Annotated in this window: 16 protein-coding genes; 3 read left to right on the top strand and 13 right to left on the bottom strand. The window is 68.3% G+C overall.

The window, feature by feature from the left end; all coding sequences use genetic code 11:
* Positions 1-31: 31 nt before the first annotated feature.
* Both VGU03_RS15460 and VGU03_RS15455 read left to right on the top strand, forming a co-directional pair.
* Positions 32-2,563 carry a penicillin-binding protein 1A gene (locus VGU03_RS15460; RefSeq protein WP_327482053.1) on the top strand — a complete coding sequence of 844 codons (2,532 nt, stop codon included), beginning with the start codon at positions 32-34 and terminating at the stop codon, positions 2,561-2,563.
* Between the two features lie 66 nt (positions 2,564-2,629).
* Positions 2,630-3,307: a hypothetical protein gene (locus VGU03_RS15455; protein WP_327482051.1), complete on the top strand. Its 678-nt coding sequence runs from the start codon at positions 2,630-2,632 to the stop codon at positions 3,305-3,307.
* Positions 3,308-3,395: 88 nt separating this feature from the next.
* On the opposite strand, the gene VGU03_RS15450 is transcribed toward VGU03_RS15455, so the two are convergent.
* From VGU03_RS15450 to rpoZ, 7 genes are all read right to left on the bottom strand, one after another.
* Positions 3,396-4,691, bottom strand: coding sequence for a citrate synthase (locus VGU03_RS15450; RefSeq protein ID WP_327482049.1), 1,296 nt, complete (start codon positions 4,689-4,691; stop codon positions 3,396-3,398).
* Positions 4,692-4,939: 248 nt separating this feature from the next.
* Positions 4,940-5,185 carry a type B 50S ribosomal protein L31 gene (locus VGU03_RS15445; RefSeq protein WP_291194450.1) on the bottom strand — a complete coding sequence of 82 codons (246 nt, stop codon included), beginning with the start codon at positions 5,183-5,185 and terminating at the stop codon, positions 4,940-4,942.
* Between the two features lie 138 nt (positions 5,186-5,323).
* Entirely contained in the window at positions 5,324-6,256 is a 933-nt protein-coding gene (locus tag VGU03_RS15440) for a nucleoside hydrolase (protein WP_327482045.1), read from the bottom strand.
* Positions 6,257-6,346: 90 nt separating this feature from the next.
* The gene (gene recG / locus VGU03_RS15435) at positions 6,347-8,464 is read right to left on the bottom strand and encodes an ATP-dependent DNA helicase RecG (RefSeq protein ID WP_327482043.1); all 2,118 of its coding nucleotides are present in this window, start codon (positions 8,462-8,464) and stop codon (positions 6,347-6,349) included.
* A 102-nt stretch (positions 8,465-8,566) separates the two neighbouring features.
* A complete protein-coding gene (locus VGU03_RS15430; RefSeq protein ID WP_327482041.1) occupies positions 8,567-8,950 on the bottom strand; it encodes a RidA family protein in 384 nt (127 codons plus the stop codon).
* 235 nt (positions 8,951-9,185) lie between these two features.
* Positions 9,186-11,366, bottom strand: a complete 2,181-nt coding sequence (locus VGU03_RS15425) for a RelA/SpoT family protein (RefSeq protein WP_414655972.1) — start codon at positions 11,364-11,366, stop codon at positions 9,186-9,188.
* A gap of 91 nt (positions 11,367-11,457) precedes the next feature.
* Positions 11,458-11,748, bottom strand: coding sequence for a DNA-directed RNA polymerase subunit omega (gene rpoZ, locus VGU03_RS15420; protein ID WP_327472794.1), 291 nt, complete (start codon positions 11,746-11,748; stop codon positions 11,458-11,460).
* A gap of 190 nt (positions 11,749-11,938) precedes the next feature.
* Between rpoZ and VGU03_RS15415 the strand changes: the two genes are divergently transcribed.
* The gene (locus tag VGU03_RS15415; protein WP_327482037.1) at positions 11,939-12,775 is read left to right on the top strand and encodes a VacJ family lipoprotein; all 837 of its coding nucleotides are present in this window, start codon (positions 11,939-11,941) and stop codon (positions 12,773-12,775) included.
* A 90-nt stretch (positions 12,776-12,865) separates the two neighbouring features.
* On the opposite strand, the gene VGU03_RS15410 is transcribed toward VGU03_RS15415, so the two are convergent.
* The 6 genes from VGU03_RS15410 to gmk form a co-directional block, all read right to left on the bottom strand.
* The gene (locus tag VGU03_RS15410; protein ID WP_327482035.1) at positions 12,866-13,165 is read right to left on the bottom strand and encodes an STAS domain-containing protein; all 300 of its coding nucleotides are present in this window, start codon (positions 13,163-13,165) and stop codon (positions 12,866-12,868) included.
* Positions 13,162-13,833, bottom strand: coding sequence for an ABC transporter substrate-binding protein (locus tag VGU03_RS15405; RefSeq protein ID WP_327482033.1), 672 nt, complete (start codon positions 13,831-13,833; stop codon positions 13,162-13,164). Before VGU03_RS15405 ends, VGU03_RS15410 begins: the two co-directional genes overlap by 4 nt.
* Before the next feature lie 29 nt (positions 13,834-13,862).
* Positions 13,863-14,723, bottom strand: a complete 861-nt coding sequence (mlaD, locus tag VGU03_RS15400) for an outer membrane lipid asymmetry maintenance protein MlaD (RefSeq protein ID WP_327482031.1) — start codon at positions 14,721-14,723, stop codon at positions 13,863-13,865.
* A gap of 20 nt (positions 14,724-14,743) precedes the next feature.
* Complete coding sequence (mlaE, locus tag VGU03_RS15395) at positions 14,744-15,514, bottom strand: lipid asymmetry maintenance ABC transporter permease subunit MlaE (protein ID WP_327482029.1); 771 nt, start codon at positions 15,512-15,514, stop codon at positions 14,744-14,746.
* A complete protein-coding gene (locus VGU03_RS15390) occupies positions 15,511-16,338 on the bottom strand; it encodes an ABC transporter ATP-binding protein (RefSeq protein WP_327482027.1) in 828 nt (275 codons plus the stop codon). Before VGU03_RS15390 ends, mlaE begins: the two co-directional genes overlap by 4 nt.
* A gap of 96 nt (positions 16,339-16,434) precedes the next feature.
* On the bottom strand, positions 16,435-17,055 hold the full coding sequence (gene gmk / locus VGU03_RS15385; RefSeq protein WP_327482025.1) for a guanylate kinase: 621 nt from the start codon (positions 17,053-17,055) through the stop codon (positions 16,435-16,437).
* Between the last annotated feature and the right edge of the window lie 226 nt (positions 17,056-17,281).

Here is a 17,281-nt window from a genome sequence, read left to right as displayed (position 1 = left end):
TGTTTTGACTTGAGTCTCGCTCCTCCAAACTATGCGAATTTTTAAGCGTTTGCTGCGCTGGGCCCTGATCCTGGCCTTCTGTGGCCTGCTCCTGGCCCTCGCCGCCGTCGGCGTCGCCTATTGGCTCATCGCCCCCCGCCTGCCCTCGGTTGCGGTGCTCAAGGACTATCACATGCAGGTGCCGCTGCGCGTGCTGAGCGCCGACGGCAAGCTGATCGCCACCTTCGGCGAGACCCGCCGCATCCCGGTGGCCATCGCGAACGTGCCGGACAAGCTCAAGCACGCGGTGCTCTCGGCGGAGGACGCGGAGTTCTACAGCCACCCGGGCGTGGACTGGCACGGCATCGCGCGCGCCGGCTGGCACGTGATCATCTCCGGCGGCGACAAGGGTCCGGGCGGCTCGACCATCACCCAGCAGGTCGCGCGCAACTTCTTTCTGAGCCCCGAGAAGCTCTACTCGCGCAAGCTGACCGAGATCTTCATCGCATTGCGCATGGAGAACGAGCTGACCAAGGACCAGATCCTCGAGCTCTACCTCAACAAGATGTTCCTGGGCCACCGCTCCTATGGCGTGGCCGCGGCAGCGGAGTACTACTACGGCAAGACGCTGGACCAACTGACGATCGCCCAGTGCGCCACCATCGCCTCGACCTTCCAGCTGCCCTCGGTGGTCAATCCGATCAACAGCCCCAAGCGGATGCTCACGCGGCGCAACTGGGTGCTCGGGCAGATGCTCGAGCACCACTACATCAGCAAGGCCGAGTACGAGCAGGCGATCGACGAACCCAACGATGCCTATGCGCACGAGCAACCGATCGAGGTCGATGCGCCCTATCTGGCCGAGATGGTGCGCCTGCAGGCGCTCGACCGCCTGGGCAACGACGCCCTGACCGAAGGTTACGTGGTGCGCACCACCGTGCAGAGCGGGCGCCAGCTGGCGGCGGTGGAAGCGCTGCGCAACGGACTGGTCGCCTATGACCGCCGCCACGGCTGGCGCGGCCCGGAAGCGCACCGCGACCTGCCAGCCGACGCCAGCGGCGAGGAGCTCGATCGCCAGCTCGCCGGCGAAACCGACATCTCCGGCATGCAGCCGGCCATCGTCACCGCCGCCAGCGCGACCGAGGCGACGCTCTACCTGGCCAGCCGGCAGACGGTCACGCTGGACATGGCCGCCGTCGCCTGGGCGCACGCCTACCGCGACGAGAGCCACATCGGGCCCGCGCCCAAGAGCGTGGATGCCGTGCTCAAGCGCGGCGACATCGTGCGCGTGGCGCGCAACGAGAAAGGCGACTGGGAGCTGGCCCAATTGCCCAAGGTGCAGGGCGCGCTGGTCTCGGTCGACCCGGAGGACGGCTCGATCCAGGCGCTGGTCGGCGGCTTCAACTTCCTGCGCAGCAAGTTCAACCGCGCGGTGATGGCGGCGCGCCAGCCCGGCTCCAGCTTCAAGCCCTACCTGTACTCGGCTGCATTCGACCGCGGCTTCACGCCGGCTTCCATCGTCAACGACGCGCCACTGGCCCTGCCCGATCCCTCGCGGCCCAACGGCCTGTGGACGCCGGAGAACGACGACGGCAAGTTCGATGGCCCGATGCGCCTGCGCGAGGCGCTGGTGCAGTCGAAGAACCTGGTGTCGGTGCGCCTGCTCGACGCCATCGGCGTGCGCTATGCGCGCGAATACATCACCCGCTTCGGCTTCCCGCTCGATGCGCTGCCCAACAACCTGTCGATGGCGCTGGGCACGGCGTCGGTCTCGCCGATGGGCATGGCGCGCGGTTACGCGGTGTTCGCCAACGGCGGTTACCTGGTCACGCCCTACTTCGTCAAGGAAATCGACGATCGCAGCGGCAAGCCGGTCTACCTGGCCAGTCCCACCCGCGCCTGCCGCACCTGCCAGGAACGCCTGCTCGATACGCGCCCGCCGGGGCCGCCGCCGGCCGACATGAGCGCGCACCCGGCCAACGCGGTGGCACAGACACCCGCTGGCAGCAGCACGGCCGCGGGCGTCGGCGAAGCCGTGCTGCCGGCCGACGTGCACGGCGAAGGCGCGCATCCGCCGCTGCTTGCCCCGCAGGTGATCGACGTGCGCAACGACTACCTCATCACCTCGCTGATGAAGGACGTCATCCTGCGCGGCACGGGCTTCGCGGCCAAGGCGCTCGGCCGCGACGATCTGGCCGGCAAGACCGGCTCGACCAACGACCATCGCGACGCCTGGTTCGTCGGCTTCAACGGCGACCTGTCGACCTCGGTGTGGGTCGGCTTCGACGATTTCAGCTCGCTGGGCCGTTCCCGCGGCGTGGGCGAGTTCGGCGCACAGGCGGCGCTGCCGATCTGGATGGACTACATGGGCAGCGTGCTCAAGGGCCTGCCTTCCAACGCATTGCCGATGCCGCCGGGCATCGCCACCGTGCAGATCGACCGGCAGACCGGCTTGCCGACTACGCCGGACAACCCCAACGCGATGAACGAGATCTTCAAGGTGGAGGACGTCGACCGCCTGCGCGCCCAGGCCGCGCAGCAACAGCAGAACCAGGACGAACAGCACCCCTACGACATTTTCTGAGGGGCGACGCAGCCCTCACGCCGGATCGGCTTGGCTGTCGATCCAGCCTTCCAAGGAGCGACGACCATGGCACGCGGCGAGCACCATCGCATCCATGCGCACGATCGCCAGCAGCGCAACCGGCTGCGGGTGGCCCAGGAGGCCGCCCGGCTGATGAGCGAGCACGGCATCCGCGACTTCCACCACGCCAAGCTCAAGGCCGCCGAGCGGCTGGGCATCCACGACGCGCAGGCGCTGCCGCGCAACCAGGAGATCGAACAGGCGTTGCGCGAGCGCCAGCGCCTGTTCGACGCCGACAGCCAGCCGCAGCAGCTGAAGGCCCGCCGCGAGGCGGCGCTGGAGGCGATGCGCTTCCTGGCGCGGTTCGATCCGCGCCTGGTCGGGCCGGTGCTGGAGGGCACGGCGGACGAGCATTCGGCCGTCTGCCTGCACGTCTTCAGCGACGACCCGGATGCCGTCACGCTGTTCCTGCGCGAACACGGCGTGCCCGCCGAACTGCAGACCCGGCGCCTGCGCCTGAGCCGCGAGGAGCAGGTCGACTACCCGGTGCTGCTGTTCGCCGCCGACAACCTGCCCTTCGACCTGACGGTCATGCCCCGCGACGCGTTGCGCCAGGCGCCGCTGGACCGCATCGAGGAGAAGCCGATGCGGCGCGCCTCGCTGGCGGTGGTGGAGGATCTGCTGCTGGAAGGGAACGAGGCCGGCGACGAGTTCGAACGGATGCTCGCCGCCGTGCGGCGCTAGGCAGGCATTCGCCGCGCCGGAAGAAAAACGCGCCGAAAAAAAAGCGCCCCGGCATTGCCGGGGCGCTTTTTTTGCGGAACCGGTGAACTCAGCGCTTGCCGGAGGGCACGTAGTCGCGCACGTCGGCACCGGTATAGATCTGGCGCGGACGGCCGATGCGCGAGCCCGGGGTTTCGTGCTGCTCGATCCAGTGCGAGATCCAGCCGGCGGTGCGGGCGATCGCGAACATCACGGTGAACATCTCGGTTGGGATGCCCAGCGCCTTGTAGATGATGCCCGAGTAGAAGTCGACGTTCGGATAGAGCTTGCGCTCGACGAAGTACTCGTCCTTCAGCGCGGCCTCTTCCAGCTTCATCGCCACGTCGAGCAGCGGATCGTTGACGCCCAGCTCCGCCAGCACCTTGTGGCACATCTCGCGGATGATCTTGGCGCGCGGGTCGAAGTTCTTGTAGACGCGGTGGCCGAAGCCCATCAGGCGGAAGCTGTCGTTCTTGTCCTTGGCGCGCTTGACCGCGGTCTCGACGCGGTCGGGCGAGCCGATCTCTTCCAGCTGCTTGAGCACCGCCTCGTTGGCGCCGCCGTGGGCCGGGCCCCACAACGCCGTGATGCCTGCGGCGATCGAGGCGTAGGGATTGGCGCCGGTGGAACCGACCAGGCGCACGGTCGAGGTCGAAGCGTTCTGCTCGTGGTCGGCGTGCAGGATGAACAGCAGGTCCAGCGCCTTGGCCGCGACCGGATTGAGCGCGAGCGGTTCGCTCGGCACCTCGAACATCATGTGCAGGAAGCGCTCGACGTACTCGAGGTTGTTGCGCGGATAGCGGAACGGCCAGCCGATCGAATAGCGGTAGCAGGCCGCGGCGATGGTTGGCATCTTGGCAATCAGGCGGATCGCGGCAAGCTTGCGGTCGGCCGGGTCCTCGACGTTGAGGTCGTCGTGGTAGAACGCCGACAGCGAAGCGACCGAGGCGGCCAGCATCGCCATCGGGTGCGCGTCGTGGTGGAAGCCCTGGAAGAAGTTCTTCAGCGACTCGTGCATCATCGTGTGATGCGTGATCTGGTGCTCGAAGGTGGCGAACTCCTCCTGCTTGGGCAGCTCGCCATTGAGCAGCAGGTAGGCCACTTCCAGGAAGGTCGACTGCTCGGCCAGCTGCTCGATCGGATAGCCGCGGTAAAGCAGCACGCCCTGATCACCGTCGATGTAGGTGATCGCACTCTTGGTGCTGGCGGTCGAACCGAAGCCGGGGTCGTAGGTGAAGTGGCCGGTGTCCTTGTACAGCGTGCCCAGGTCGATGCAGGAGGGACCCAGGGTCCCGCTGAGCAAAGGCAGCGTGCTGCTGCGGTTGCTCGATTCATCGACGAGCTTGACGACCTTGGAATCGGACACGGAAACCTCCTTCACGAAAGACGCACCGGCGGGCGTGCGCACAGAGGGGCCAGCCGGCAAGGAATGGCATCGCGCCGGGGGAAGGCAGCCGATGCAACCGCCGCATTATCGCACATCGCCCGCTCAACATCCGTCCGCGGATGGACCCAGCACAGGGCACGCAAAAGAACACGGGGCGAGCCGATGGCCCGCCCCGTGTCCATGTGCAGCGCCCGCCACTGCCGCGGCGGCGAGCCTGATCGTCCGGTTTACTTCTGGCCGTAGCGGCGGCGGAACTTGTCCACGCGGCCGCCGGCGTCGATGTTCTTCTGCTTGCCGGTGTAGAACGGATGGGAATGGCTGGAGATATCCACCTTGACCAGCGGGTACTCGTTGCCGTCTTCCCACTTGACGGTTTCCTTGGTGGCGATCGTCGAGCGCGTCAGGAACGCGAAATCGGACGAGAGGTCCTGGAACACCACCGGGCGGTAGTTCGGATGGATATCGGGCTTCATGACGGACTCAAAGCGGCGGGTGAAAAGAGCGGCATTGTAGCGACCGGGTGCCGGTGGGGTCAACTTGCCCGCGGGCCAGGCCGCACGCACGACCCCTCCCCTGCACCGCGCGGGAAGGGGTAAAAGCCTGCTCCGGCCTCAGGCGGCGCCAAGCGCTCGCCGCACCATCGCCGCGAACCGCTCCTGGTCCAGCTCCAGCACCACGTTCGCGTTGGCCGGACGGCCCAGCCGTCCGGCCCAGTCGACCACGGTGGCGCCGCGGGTCAGGCGCCCGTCCAGTTCCACGGCGACCGCGCGCCGCTCGCTGCGCACCACCACCGACGGATCGATGGCCACCGCCATCGCCAGCGCGTCGGCCGCGATGATCCCGCGGCGGCCGCGCTCGCGGTTGGTCTTGCGCGCCACCTGGCAGATGCTGCCGTAGAACCTCGCGCGCGCATCGCCCGCCGCCAGCCAGGCGTCGAATTCGCTTTCATCGAACGCGTGGCGCAGGGTCAGCTCCCAGTCGACCAGGTCGAAGTCGCCGAACGCCTCGAACACCACGTGTGCGGCCTCGGGGTCGAAGCCGATGTTGAATTCGGCCGGGATCCGGCCGGTGTTGCCCTGCCCGGTCACCGCGCCGCCCATCACCACCAGCCGCTTCACCCGCGCCGGCAGGGCCGGATCGAGCCGCAACGCGAGCGCCAGATTGGTCAGCGGAGCCAGCGCCACCAGCGTGAGCTCGCCTGGCCGCTCGCGGGTCAGCCGCAGCAGCGCGAGCGCGGCGGCTTCATCCGCCACCTGGCCCGCGGGCACGGCAAAGCCGACGTCACCGAAACCATCGCGGCCGTGCACGAAGGCCGCATCCTCCTCCGGCAGGCGTACCAGCGGCGTGGCGCAACCCGGAAACACCGGTATGCGCGCGCCGAGCAGGTCGACCAGCACGCGCGCGTTGCGCACCGTGTGCTCAAGGCCCACGTTGCCGGCGGCGACGGACAGGCCCGCCACGTCGGCTTGCGCGTGCGCCATCAGGATGGCCAGCGCGTCGTCCACACCGGGGTCGGTGTCGATCAGGAGTTGCGGTCGGGTCATGCCTGTCTCGCCTGGGAAAAAACCGCAAGCTTAAGGCGCAGCAACGCGGGATGGATAGCCGAGGCGGGAACGACCCGGGCCCGCGTCCGATCAGGCATGCGCGTAACGCGCGGCGCCGCCGATCCAGCGCTCGATCAGCCGCTCGGCCGCGCGCGGCTGCTGGCGCAGCATGGCTTCGCCGACCTGCTGCACGGCCGGCAGCAGGTGCGCGTCGCGGGAAAGGTCGGCGATGCGGAAGGCGAGCTGGCCGGTCTGGCGTGTGCCGAGCACTTCACCGGGGCCGCGCAACTGGAGATCCTTCTCGGCGATGCGGAAGCCGTCGCAGGTCTCGCGCATGACGTTCAGCCGCTCGCGCGCGAGCTGGCCCAGCGGCGGCTGGTAGAGCAGCACGCAGTTCGAAGCGATCGCGCCGCGGCCGACCCGCCCGCGCAACTGGTGCAGCTGGGCCAGGCCCAGCCGCTCGCTGTTCTCGATCACCATCAGGCTGGCGTTGGGCACGTCGACGCCGACCTCGATCACGGTGGTGGCGACCAGCACCGCCAGCTCGCCGGCCTTGAAGGCATCCATCACGGCCTGCTTTTCCTTCGGCTTCATGCGGCCATGGATCATCCCCACACGGCAGTCCACGAGCGCGGCCGAAAGCTCGGCGTGCGCCACTTCGGCGGCCTGCGCGCGCAGTTGCTCGGACTCTTCGATCAGGGTGCAGACCCAGTAGGCCTGCCGCCCCTGTGCGCAGGCGGCCTGGATGCGTGCGATCACTTCAGCGCGCCGCGCATTGGAAACCGCGACGGTCTGCACCGGAGTACGGCCCGGCGGCAGCTCGTCGATGGAGGAGACGTCGAGGTCGGCATAGGCGCTCATCGCCAGCGTGCGCGGGATCGGGGTGGCGGTGAGCACCAGCTGGTGCGGCACCAGCTCGCCCTCGAGGCCCTTGTCGCGCAGGGCCAGACGCTGCTGCACGCCGAAGCGGTGCTGTTCGTCGACGATGGCCAGGCCCAGACGCAGGAAGGCCACGCCCTCCTGCATCAGGGCATGCGTCCCGATCACCACCGGCGCGCCTTCGGCGACGCGCGCCATCGCATGGGCGCGCGCCTTGCCCTGCTGCTTGCCGGCCAGCCACTCGACCGCCACGCCAAGGGGCTCCAGCCAATGGCGGAAATTGCGCAGGTGCTGCTCGGCAAGAAGCTCGGTGGGCGCCATCAACGCCACCTGCCAGCCCGCCTCCACGGCCGCCAGCGCCGCCAGCGCGGCAACCGCCGTCTTGCCGCTGCCGACATCGCCCTGCACCAGGCGCAGCATCGGCCTGGTCCGTGCCAGGTCGCCCAACATCTCGTCCGCCACGCGCCGCTGCGCACCGGTGAGCTCGAACGGCAGGCGACCGACGAAGGCCGCGCGCAGTTCGCCGTCGCCATCGAGCGCCGGCGCGTGGCGACTACGCACGGCCGCGCGCATGCGCTTGAGGCTCAGGTGCTGGGTGAGCAGTTCCTCGAAGGCCAGGCGCTGTTGCGCCGGATGCCGGCCGCCGGCGAGCTCCGCCAGCGGCGCATCCGGCGGCGGGCGGTGGGCGTACAGCAATGCCTCACGCAGCGAACCCAGGCCGTGCGCGGCGCACAGCGCCGACGGGATCAGCTCCAGCGTCGCATCCGGCGGCAGCAGCGCGAGCGCCTTGTCGATCACGCCGGCCAGCCGTTTCTGTCCGAGTCCTTCGGTGGTCGGATAGACCGGACTCAGACGCTCGTCCATAGCCACCGCCCCTTCGTCGCCCACGCGCTGGTACTGCGGGTGGACCATCTCCAGGCCCTGCGAGCCGTGGCGGACTTCGCCGTAGCAAAGCAGCCTGAGGCCCGGCTTGAGCTGCTCCGCCTGCGCGCGGTTGAAGTGGAAGAAGCGCAACAGCAGGGTCTGGTGCGAATCGTCGCCGACAGCGATCTTCAGCTGCGGCCGGTAGCGGAAGCCGCGTTCGATCGCCTCCACGATACCCAGCACCTGCGCGCGCTCGCCGGCCCTGAGGTCGGCAATGGGGGTGACGCGGGTACGGTCTTCGTAGCGCAGCGGCAAGTGGAACCAGAGGTCCTGCACGCGTTCCAGGCCGAGGCGCGCCAGCGCCTGGGCCAGTGCCGGACCCACGCCCGGCAGCGCGTCGACCGGCAGCGATCCGGGATCGGCGGCGGCAGGCGGGGCGACGGCGCGGGCGTTGCGTACGGGCATGGGCTGCCTAGCCTAGCCCAGCGCATCGCAGGGATGCAGCACGGCATTGTCGGTGCCCGCCACGCCGGGTGGTCAGCCCCCGACGCGGACGGATAAACGCACCTAATCAAGCACCATGATCGCGTCGATCTCCACCTGCGCGTTCTTGGGCAAGGCGGAAACTTCGATGGTCGAACGCGCCGGATAAGGCTGCTGGAAGTACTCGGCCATCACGGCGTTCACCGCGGCGAAGTTGGCCAGGTCGGTCACGTAGATGCCCACGCGCACGAACTGGGAGAACGAGCCGCCGGCCGCCCTGGCCACGGCCGCCAGGTTGTCGAACACGCGCCGCGTCTGCGTGCTGATGTCGCCCTCGACCAGCGTGCCGGTGGCCGGATCCAGCGGCGTCTGGCCGGAGAAGTACACCGTGTTGCCGTGGCGGACAGCCTGCGAGTAGGGGCCGATCGCGGCGGGCGCCTGTTCGGAGTGGATGATGCTGCGGGTCATGGCGGAACCTCGTGGCAGGTAAGGCCCACCAGTGTAAACCGCCTGCGCCGGGACCCGGTCAGCGGGCTGCCCGGCGGGAGGTCCTCATCAACGTGTGCACCCAAACCACCGGCACGCCCGCGGCATGCGCGCGCTCCACCAGCGCGCCGGTACGGGCGACCACGCCGTCGGCGTCGAAGCAGCCCTAGAGCACGCCCACCTGCAGATCGATGACGAGCAGCGCCGTGGCCATCGTTCAGAGCGGATAGCGATAGGCGCCGCTGACCACGCCGGTTCGCCGCACACGGCGGATCACGTCGGCCAGGTGCTTGCGGTTCTTCACTTCCATCGCGAACAGCAGCGTGGCAGCAGCGGCGTCTCGCTCGACGTATTCGACGTTCTCGATGTTGGAGTCGGCCGCCGCGATCGCCGCGGCGACGGTCGCCAGCACGCCGGGGCGGTTGATGACCTCGATGCGCAGTTCCGCGCGGTAGTCGCCCTGCACGTCGCGGTCCCATTCGATCGCCACGCAGCGCTCGGGCGACTTGCGGAACTCGGCGACATTGGGGCATTCCACGCGATGCACCACGATGCCTTTGCCGGAAGAAAGGTAGCCGATGATCTCGTCGCCCGGCAGCGGATGGCAGCAGTTGCCGAAGCTGAGCACGCCGCGCTCGGCGCCGGTGATGCGGATCTTCTCGGCGGCATGCGGCGCCACCGTCGCGCGCCCGCCGCCGCGCAAGGCGACCAGATGATGCGCCACCTGGTCGGGCATGCGGTTGCCCAGCGCGATGTCGGCCAGCAACTCTTCCAGCCGGCGCAGCTTGGCCTCCTCCAGGAAGCGGTCGAGCACCTTGGCCGGGATCGCATCGATGTTGGTGCCCAGGGTATCCAGTGCGCGATCGAGCATGCGGTGGCCGAAGTCGACCGCGTCCTCGTGCTGCAGGTGCTTGAGGTATTGGCGGATCGCCGTGCGCGCCTTGCCGGTGACCACGAATTCCAGCCAGGCCGGGTTGGGCACCGCCGATGGCGCGGTGATGATCTCCACCAGTTGTCCGGACTCCAGCCTGGTGCGCAGCGGCAGCAGCTTCTTGTCCACCCGCGCGGCCACCGCGTGGTCGCCCACGTCGGTGTGCACGGCATAGGCGAAGTCCAGCGCCGTGGCGTTGCGCGGCAGCGCGAGGATGTCGCCACGCGGAGTGAACAGGTAGACCTCGTCGGGGAACAGGTCGATCTTGACGTTCTCGATGAATTCGGCCGACGAAGGCGTGTGCGCCTGGCTGTCCGCCAGCGCCGAGAGCCATTCGCGCGCGCGCGCCTGTGCGCTGTTGGCCGGGCCCGAATCGGTTTTGTAGGCCCAGTGCGCGGCGACGCCGCGCTCGGCCACCGAGTCCATCTCGGCGGTGCGCACCTGCACTTCGATCGGTGCGCCGAACGGCCCGAGCAGCACGGTATGCAGCGACTGGTAGCCGTTGGCCTTGGGTATCGCGATGAAATCCTTGAAGCGGCGGTCGACCGGCTTGTACAGCGAATGCACGGCGCCCAGCGCCATGTAGCAGCTCATCGCGGTATCCACCACCACGCGGAAGCCGTACACGTCCATCAGCTGGGCGAAGCTTTTGTGCTCGTTGCGCATCTTCGAATAGATGCTCCACGCCGACTTGATGCGCCCGACCACGCGGGCCGGCAGGTGCTCGGCGGCCAGCCGGGCGGCGAGGGTGTGCTCGATCTTGCTCATCACCTCGCGGCGGTTGCCGAGCGCGGCGCGGATGCGCTCGCTGATGACGCGGTAACGGTCCGGATAGAGCGCACGGAAACCCAGGTCCTGCAACTCCGCCTTGAACTTGTTCATGCCCAGGCGCTGGGCGATGGGTGCGTAGATCTCCAGCGTCTCGCGGGCGATGCGGCGGCGCGCCGATGGTTCCTTGGCGCCGAGCGTGCGCATGTTGTGCAGCCGGTCGGCCAGCTTGATCAGGATCACGCGGATGTCGCGCGCCATCGCCAGCAACATCTTGCGGAAGCTTTCCGCATCCGCCTCCTGGCGGCTGGAGAAGCGCATCTTGTCCAGCTTGGTGACGCCGTCGACCAGGTCGGCGACGACTTCGCCGAACTCCGCCGTGATGTCGCCACGACCGAGCTCGGTGTCCTCCAGCGTGTCGTGCAGGATGGCCGCGATGATGGTCTCGGCGTCCAGCCCCAGCTCGGCCAGGATGCCGGCGACGGCGACCGGATGGGTGATGTACGGCTCGCCGCTCTTGCGCGCCTGGCCGCGGTGCGCGTGCGCGCCCACTTCATAGGCGCGCAGTACGCGCGCCACCTGCGCCTCGGGGAGATAGGCCGCGCGCTCCTTGAGCGCCAACACATAAGGGGGCAGCACGGACGCATCCACAGGGACGGGGGGCGTGGTCGCCGTCATGGATTCACGCCCCCCGTTCAGATGATGCTTCCGTGCGGCTCAGGCCCGGACAGGGCAAGGATGCCGGCGATGCCGGCAGTGCGACTGCGCCATCGGCAGCCGCCGGCGCGCATCAGTCGTCGCCGCCCTTGGAAAGGTCGTCGTCGACCTCGGCGGCCGCCCATTCCAGCGCCTCGCGTTCGGCGCGCTCGCGCTCGGCGCGGTCGATCTCATCGATCGTGGCCTGGTCGATGCGGCGGTCGGCGATCTCGCGCAGGGCGAGCACGGTGGGCTTGTCGTGGTCGGGATTGACCGCCGGCTCGGCACCCTTTTCCAGCTGGCGGGCGCGCTTGGTCGCCATCAGCACCAGCTCGAAGCGGTTGTCGACCACCTCGAGGCAATCTTCCACGGTAATGCGGGCCATGCGAAATCCTCAAGCATTAAAGCGACTTAGAGAGCCGGGAGTGTAACGGAGCGGCGGCTTGGCTGGCAATGTGGCATGCGCGTATCATGCGCGGTTCGATCGCCGGACAGCTGGCGCCGATCCGTCTGACTGCAAAATATAAAACCAGGCGGTACACTTTTGCGGTACCCGTTGCGGATCTCTTCGACCGATGTCCTCCCTGCCCCGTCTTTCCTTCAGTCGCCTGCTGCCGCTGGCCGCCGTGGCCCTGCTGGCCGGTTGCACCATCGCCAAGCCGCGCACGGACGATCCGCTGCAGAAGTACAACCGCAAGGTCTACGCCTTCAACGACGCGATGGACAAGGCGGTGATCCGCCCGGTCGCGGTGGGCTACCGCAAGGTGACCAACGCGCCGGTGCGCCGCTCGATGAGCGATTTCTTCACCAACCTGCGCATGCCGGTCACGGTGGCCAACGACCTGCTGCAGGCGCGCCCCAAGCAGGCGCTGCAGAGCACCGGGCGCTTCCTGGTCAACCTCACGCTGGGCCTGGGTGGCTTCTTCGACCCGGCCAGCCAGCTGGGCATCCCGCTGGAGGACAACGATTTCGGGGTGACCCTGGCGCGCTGGGGCGTGCCGGACGGCGACTACCTCGTGCTGCCCTTCGTCGGCCCCACCACCGCGCGCGACGTATGGCGCCTGCCGGTGGACAGCTATTTCTTCGATCCGCTGTCGATCTACGCGCGCAACAACCACTATGACTACGGCCAGCAGTACCTGCCGCAGATGGTGTACCTGGTGACGCTGCGCTCGCGCGGCATCGATGCGGAGGGTTTCCTCAAGTCCGCCTACGATCCGTACGTGTTCATGCGCGACGCCTACCGCCAGCAGCGCGTGTATCAGATCTACGACGGCAACCCGCCGGCCGAGGTGATCCAGCAGATGCAGGGCCTGAATGAGGACAACTTCGATCCGGACCAATTGCTGGACGAGCAACACCAGTGGGAGAACAAGCACAAGGACGCCAGCAAGCAGAACCAGCAGCCTTAGGCCGGTTCCGGGTACCGCGGCGGCGAGCTGAAGCCGCCCACGAAAAAGGGCCCCGTGGGGCCCTTTTTTTCATGGGCGGCGCGGGTCCGTTCAAGCGACCAGCGCATCGACCTCGCAGACCTGGGCCAGCGCGCGCATGCCGGCGGGCATGTTGACCACGTCCAACGGACGGCCAAGGCGTTGCGCCTGCGCCTTGGCCGCAAGAATGCAGGCCAGTCCCGCGCTGTCGCTGCGCTCGACGCCAGCCAGGTCCAGCCGCGCGATCGGACCGGCCGCCAGCACCGCCATGATGTCCGCCAGCGCGGCGGCGGCCGTGTCGAAGCTCAGCACGCCGGCGATGCCGAGCGTGCCGGGCGTCGCGCGATCCAGCCTGAAAGCGTCCGCGCTCACGAGGACTTGGCGTCCTTGTCCATCGTCTCCAGCGCCTTCTCGCCCTGCTGCTCCAGGTTGGAGATCAGCTTCTCGATGCCGACCTTGCGGACTTCAGCGTCCACCTGGTTGCGGTAGTTGGTGACGTAGGAGATGCCCTCGATGATCACGTCATAGGCTTTCCAGTCGCCGTCCTTGCTCTTGCGGAAGGCGTAGTCGACCGAGAGCCGCTTGCCGTCGTCCAGCACCACCTGCGTGCGCACCACGGTGCGCTTGTCGTTCAGGTCCCCGCTGAAGGGCAATACCTGCACGGCGCCCTTGGTGTAGTTGAGCAGGCCTTCGGCATAGCGGTGGGTGATCGAGTTGTAGAACGCCTTGGCGAAACGCTCGCGCTGTTCGGGCGTGGCCTCGCGCGCGTGGCGGCCCAGCACCAGGATCGAGGCGTAGTCGATGTCGAAGTGCGGCAGGAAAACGTCGTCGATCACCGAGATCAACTTTTCCTTGTCGTTCTTCAGCTCCTCGCGGTGGCCCGCGATGGTGACGTCGAGCTGATGGGCGATCTCCTTGACCACCTGCTCCGGGGTGGACTGGGCAGCCGGCGCCTGCGCGGCGGCATCCTGGGCCAGCACGGGAGAGGCGGCCACGGCGCCGAACGCGATGGCCACGGCGAAAGCCAGAGTGCGCAACATGGGAAAACTCCTTGGGGGTGGCCGGCGGCTCAGTGCTTGCCGGCGGGAGGTTCGGCGGGGGCTTCTTTCTTTTCGGAGGGCGAGCCGTTGACCAGGAACTTGCCGATCAGGTCTTCGAGCTGCATCGCCGACTGGGTCAGCACCATCTCGTCACCGTTCTTGAGGAACTCCGGCGAGCCGCCGGGCTGGATCGCAACGTACTGCGTGCCGATCAAACCGCTGGTGAACACCGCGGCGGCCGAATCGTCCGGGATCTGGTCGTACTTCTTGTCGATCGCCATTTCCACCTCGGCGTCCAGCTTGGCCGGGTCGGCATGCACCGCCGTGACGCTGCCGATCGGCACGCCCGCCATCTTCACAGGGGCGCCGACCGAAAGCGCGCCGACGTTGCTGAAGCGGGCCTTGAGCGTGTAGCTGCCGCCCAGGTTGTCGGCCACGCCACCGGCGCCGAAGAACTTGCCCAGCATCTCCTCCAGCTGCTGCGCCGGCTTGGTGCGCGCCAGCGTGCCGCCCTGGGCCAGATCCTTCTTCGAGCTGCCGTATTCGATGCCTACGTACTGGTCGCCCAGCAGGCCGCTGGTGAAGATGGTGGCGATCGAATCGTCCGGGATGTGGCTGTAGCGCTCGTCGATGGCCAGCGTGACGTCGGCCGCCTCGCGCTTGGGATCGAGCGAGATCGAGCGCACCTGGCCCACGCGCACGCCGGCGACCTTCACCGGTGCGCGCTCCTTGAGCTGGCCGATGTTGGCGAAATGCGCCTGCACCGTATAACTCGCGCCCTGGTGGGTGTTGGCCACCGAGGTGGTCTGCGTCGCCAGGTAGGCCAGCGCGGCGAAGCCGAGCACGATGAACAGGCCGGTGCCCACGGCGTAGGAGTTTCTCTGGCTCACGGCTCAGGTCCTCAACGAAATCACATCAAAAACGCGGTCAGCACGAAGTCCAGCGCGAGGATCGCGATGGACGAGGCGACCACGGTGCGGGTGGTGGCATAGGCCACGCCTTCGCTGGTCGGCGGCGTGGTGTAGCCCTGGTAGACGGCGATCAGCGAGACCACCGCGCCGAAGGCGAGGCTCTTGACCAGGATGCCGTTGATCACGTCCTTCCAGACGTCGACGGTGGCGGTCATGTTCGACCAGAAGGTGCCGTTGTCGATGCCGAGCCAGGTCACCCCGACCAGATGCCCGCCGAAGATGCCCAGCGCGCAGAACACCGCGCACAGCAGCGGCATCGCGATCAGGCCGGCGAGGTAGCGCGGCACCATGACGTAGGCGATCGGGTCGACCGCCATCATCTCCATCGCGGCCAGCTGGTCGGTTGCGCGCATCAGGCCGATCTCGGCGGTGACCGAGGTGCCGGCGCGGCCGGCGAACAGCAGCGCGGTGACCACCGGACCGAGCTCGCGGTAGATCGCGATCGCCACCACCGTGCCGCTGGCCGCCGTGCCGCCGAAGATCGACAGCACGTAGTAGAGCTGCAGTCCCAGCACCATGCCCACGAAAAGGCCGCAGACCATGATGATGGTCAGGCTCATCGCGCCGACGAACCACAGCTGGCGCACCGTCTCGCGCGCGTGGCGCAGGCTGCGCGGCACCGCCGCGAGCAGGGTCAGCAGGAACAGGCCGGCCTCGCCGATCTGCGCCAGCGCGTTGGCGATCACGTTGCGTTGCGGCTGGGTGCTCATCGTGCGGCTCCGTCAAGGCCCAGCGCCTGCGCGTAGTCGCCGGCGGGGTATTGGAACGGCACCGGGCCGTCGATCGCGCCGCCGAAGAACTGCCGCGTCCAGGGCGAGCCGTCGTCGGCGATGGTCCTGGGATCGCCCTGCGCCACCACCTTGCCGTTGGCGATCAGGTAGACCACGTCGGCCACCTGCTTGATCGCCTCCAGCTCGTGCGCCACCAGCACGCTGGTGATGCCCAGCGTCTCGTTGAGCGTGCGGATCAGCTTGAGCACCTGACTGAGCGCAATCGGGTCCAGGCCCACGAACGGCTCGTCGTAGAGGATCAGCATGGGGTCGAACACGATCGCCCGCGCCAGCGCCACGCGCCGCGCCATGCCGCCGGAAAGCTCGGCCGGCATCAGCCCGGCGGCGCCGCGCAGGCCGACCGCCTGCAGCTTGGTCAGCACGATGTTGCGGATCAGCACCTCGGGCAGCTGCGTATGCTGGCGCAGCGGGAAGGCGACGTTCTCGAACACGTCGAAGTCGGTCAGCAGCGCTGAGTTCTGGAACAGGTAGCCGATCTTCTCGCGCAGCGCGAACAGCTTCTCGCGCGAAAGCTCGGGCACGTTCCTGCCGTCCACCAGCACCTGGCCGGCGTCGCCGCGCATCTGCCCGGTGATGTGCTTGAGCAGCGTGGTCTTGCCGGTGCCGCTGGGGCCCATGATGGCCGTCACCTTGCCGCGCGGGATGTCCAGGTCCAGCGCGTCGAAGATGGTCTTGCCGTTGAGCACCGTGGTCAGGCCACGGATGCGCACCAGCGGTTCGGAGGGGGCGGCGGGGGCGGTCATAAGCTGGTAAAGGTAGCCGAGCGGTGAAGGCAGGCCAAGCTGCGGCCTTTGCGTCCCCTCCCACTCGTTTAACCGGTGCCGGGGGGCGGGAGCGGATCAGGCGAGCAGTTCGGCGATCAGCGCCTCGTGCCGCTTGCACTGCAGCTGGCCGCGGTGCCGCACCGCGCGCACGATCGCCTGCAGGTCGGCAAGCGCGTCCTCGAAGCCGTCGTTGACCACGATGTAGTCGAACTCGTGCGCATGCGCGATCTCCTCGCGCGAGTTGTGCAGGCGGCGCTCGATCACCTCCGGCGCGTCCGAGCCGCGCCCGCGCAGGCGCCGCTCCAGCTCGGCGCGGGAGGGCGGCAGGATGAATACGCTCACGCAATCGGGCTTGGCGCGGCGGATCTGCGCGGCACCCTGCCAGTCGATCTCCAGCAGCACGTCGCGGCCCTGGTCGAGCAAGGCCTGCACCGTCGCCAGCGACGTGCCGTAGAAATTGCCGTGCACCTCGGCGTGCTCGAGGAAGGTGCCGGCCGCGATCTGCCGCTCGAACTCCTCACGCTCGACGAAGTAGTAGTGGCGCCCATACTGCTCGCCCACCCGCGGCGGCCGCGTAGTGTGCGAGATCGACAGCGAGATCGACGGCTCGCGTTCGAGCAATGCGTTGACCAGGGTGGACTTGCCCGCTCCGGACGGTGCCGCGACGATGAACAGCGTACCCCGCTCCATGCTCATGCGCGCCGGCTCCGGGCGCGGAGACGCACACGACGCACGCCTTCGGCGGGCGCGACGAGCCCCGGCCTGGCCGGGCACCTCACGAGAGTGGAATGGGGCACAACCAAGGGCGCGTCGTTCATCGCGGAAGTATAGCCAATGCGAGGCACCGCGCCGGGCGCAGCATATCGGGGCGAGCCCTGCGGAATCCGAAAACCCTGCGGCAACGTACAAGCTGATCTACCGG

It is taken from the genome of Frateuria sp. (genome assembly GCF_035944355.1).
GTDB lineage: Bacteria > Pseudomonadota > Gammaproteobacteria > Xanthomonadales > Rhodanobacteraceae > Frateuria_A.
Note: the sequence above shows the minus strand (reverse complement) of the source record. Positions and strands in the feature narration are given on the sequence as shown.